Origin of the sequence: Nocardia sichangensis (assembly GCF_047200615.1) — a bacterium.
Taxonomy (GTDB): domain Bacteria; phylum Actinomycetota; class Actinomycetes; order Mycobacteriales; family Mycobacteriaceae; genus Nocardia; species Nocardia sichangensis.
In genome coordinates, this window is record NZ_JBJZOK010000084.1 from 1 (window position 1) to 2,718 (window position 2,718).

At 66.2% G+C, this 2,718-nt stretch carries 1 protein-coding gene and 1 pseudogene; both read right to left on the minus strand.

Annotation, left to right across the window (positions count from 1 at the left end; all coding sequences use genetic code 11):
* Positions 1 to 296: 296 nt before the first annotated feature.
* A complete protein-coding gene (locus ACL03I_RS39135) occupies positions 297 to 1,121 on the minus strand; it encodes an ATP-binding protein (RefSeq protein ID WP_412808617.1) in 825 nt (274 codons plus the stop codon).
* A pseudogene (istA, locus tag ACL03I_RS39140) lies at positions 1,118 to 2,667 on the minus strand (IS21 family transposase). Before istA ends, ACL03I_RS39135 begins: the two are co-directional and overlap by 4 nt.
* Positions 2,668 to 2,718: the final 51 nt, after the last annotated feature.

A 2,718-nucleotide genomic window follows, 5' to 3' on the forward strand; every position in this document is an offset into this window, starting at 1 on the left:
CTATGGGCGGTCCGCACGCTGCATGTCGTAGGTAGGGATCGGACTTGGTCATGGTGGATCGCAGCTGCCCCCGCGATGATTCTCGCTGTTGCAGGCATAGTTACGCTCCTGCCCCGCCCGTCGTTCGAAGACACCCGCCCGCAGTTCGAGCAGGTGGCCCTTGACCTACCAGCGAGTTCGGAACCTTCATGTCGCCTGCCAGGGTTAAGGGACCACTGGTTAGCCATGAGCATGGGACCGGGGTGCGCCCGGTCGCGGGCCCGTGTGCTGATCGTGACCGACGACCGGGCCGCCGGTCAATCCGAACCGTCGGCTGGGCCGGCCGTGCGGCTTCGGCGGGGCTTCTGCCGCTGCCGGTAGGACTCGCCCTCGACGACCAGCTCGAACGCTGCGGACTGCAATCGGTCCATCGCCGACTGCGCCAGTAGCGGATCAGCCATCATCGTCAAGATCTCCGGAGGTTCCCGGTTGCTGGTGATCACCGTCGACGCTTTCCGGTGCCGCTCCACGATCAGCTCGTAGAAGTCGTTGGTCTCGGGCGCCTCCAGCCGGTGCAGCGCCAGATCGTCGATGATCAGCAGGTCGACCCGATGCAGCTTGCGCATCTCGTCCTCGTAGGAACCGTCCAGACGCGAACCACGTAATCGTTTGAACAGTTTGTCGGCGCGTTCGGTGTGAACGGTGTGGTTCCGGCGAACGGCGACATGACCGAGCGCATTGGCCAGGAACGTCTTTCCGACCCCGACCGGTCCCATGATCAGGACGTTGTAGGCATCGGCGAGGAACCGCAGCGAACACAACTCCGCCCAGAGCTCCCGGTCGAAGGTCACCGCGGTCGTGTCGTCCCAAGCCGCCAGTTGCATCTGCGGGTCCAGGTGCGCGGTCTTCGCGCGTCGCTGCTGAGACTCCCGGTCGCGGCGGGCGACCTCGTCGGCGAACAACATCTCCAGGAAATCGTGGTGCGGCAACCGATTCGACCGCGCCAACGCCAACCTTTCCGGCAGCGTGTCGAGTAGCTGCCCAAGCTTCAGCCTGCGCATCAGCGATTTCAGCTCCGGGGTGATCTCGACGGGTTTGGCCGCCGGTGCCGCGGCGGGCCGACGCGTGCTGCTGGCGGTCATGACGGCCTCCTGACCGAGAAGTCGGTGGTGGAACGGACGAACCGCGACGGCGCCGGCGGTGGCAGCAACGTCAGCTGCCCGCTCGCGGCTGCGCCGCGGGTGAGCATGCGGTCGATGAGACCGACGTCGACGACCTCGGCGTCCAGAGCGCGGCGGCAGGCGTCGTTGACCGCGTGCTCGCCGTGGCGGGCGACCAGCCCGAGCAGCCGATAAACCTGCCGCATCTTCGTCCAGGGCAACGGATGCTCCAATACGGCCGGGCATAGGCGCCGACATGCGGGCCGTAGTCGAACGCCTTGCGGCCCAACGCATTCAAGTCTCGCATTGCATAGGCGGTCAACTCCGACGGCAGGTCCGCCGGATCGGTCTGCCGGCGGCCGGCCTCGACCCGGGCATGGACCTTGATCAGCTCGCCGCGGAAATAGAGCTTGATCGTCTGCCCGTCGACGCGGGCGGTCAGCCGCTGCCCGATCAGGTCGCCTGGAACGCTGTAGAGGGCTTTGGCGATCTGGACGTGCCGGTCGGGCGCGACTTTCGGGTTCACCCAGGACGGAATGTCGAACACGGTGTCGGGCAAAGGTTTCAGCAACGGATGCTCGTCAGCGGCGTACACCTCCGCTGGTCGCAGCCGGGTGGTGCCGTGGATCCGCATTCCTGCCGTCTGCCGACACCACCGCTCGGCCCGATCCCGGCAATCAGCGAGATCCCGGAACTGTTCTCCGGCGAAGAAATTCGAGCGTGCATAAGGAACACAACGCTCGACCCGGGGTTTGTCCTGCGGACTCCGGATGCGGGCCGGATCCACCACGAAGCCGCGTGACTCGGCGTATTCGCGGAACGAGTCGTTCAGCTTCGGGTCCGTCGCGTCGGCCCGGTCCACGATCGCTTTCATATTATCGGGAACGACCACGGCGAACACGCCGTCGAAGAACATCCAGGCCGCTTCGAACCCGGCGATCACATCGTTGAGCGTCTCGCGATGCGTTGGATAGACGAACATGTGCCGGGAATAGACCGCGGTGAAGATCAGGCCCTTCACCACCCGGCCGCGGCCCTCGGCGTCGGTGAGCAGCCCGAGTCGGCCGAAGTCGACCTGGACCTCGCTGCCAGGCTCGCAGTCGGCGATCCGGACCGTCGCGCGTTTGCACCCGAACCCCAATTCGGTTGTCGCGTAACGGTGCAGCGTCCGATACGACACCACAACCCCGCGCCGGCCGAGCAGGACGTGGATCTTGGTCAGGGTCAGGCCCTGCTCCATCCACGTCTTGATCTGCTCGGACTGGGCCGCGACGGCCTCCCAGGCCTCGCTCTTGCCGTTCGGTCGGGAACGGCGGACCCCGCCGATCACCTTGGCCAGCAGCTCGTCGGTCAACTGCTCGACCCCGCCGTCACGGTCCACCCCGCAGGATTGGCCCATCTCCACATACCGGCGCACGGTCTTGCGGTCGGTGCCCGACAACCGGGCCACCTCCCTCAGTCCACGACCCTGCAGCCACAGCCGCAGCATCTCCCTGATCTCGATCACCGAAACCTCCCGGTAGCTCATCCGCTAATACAGCGGCCAAGCGACCGAGAACTCCCAGCTGCCACGCCGGGG

Coding starts and splice junctions, on each gene's coding strand:
- ACL03I_RS39135 (WP_412808617.1), bottom strand. CDS start 1,121: ATGACCGCCAGCAGCACGCGTCGGCCCGCCGCGGCACCGGCGGCCAAA.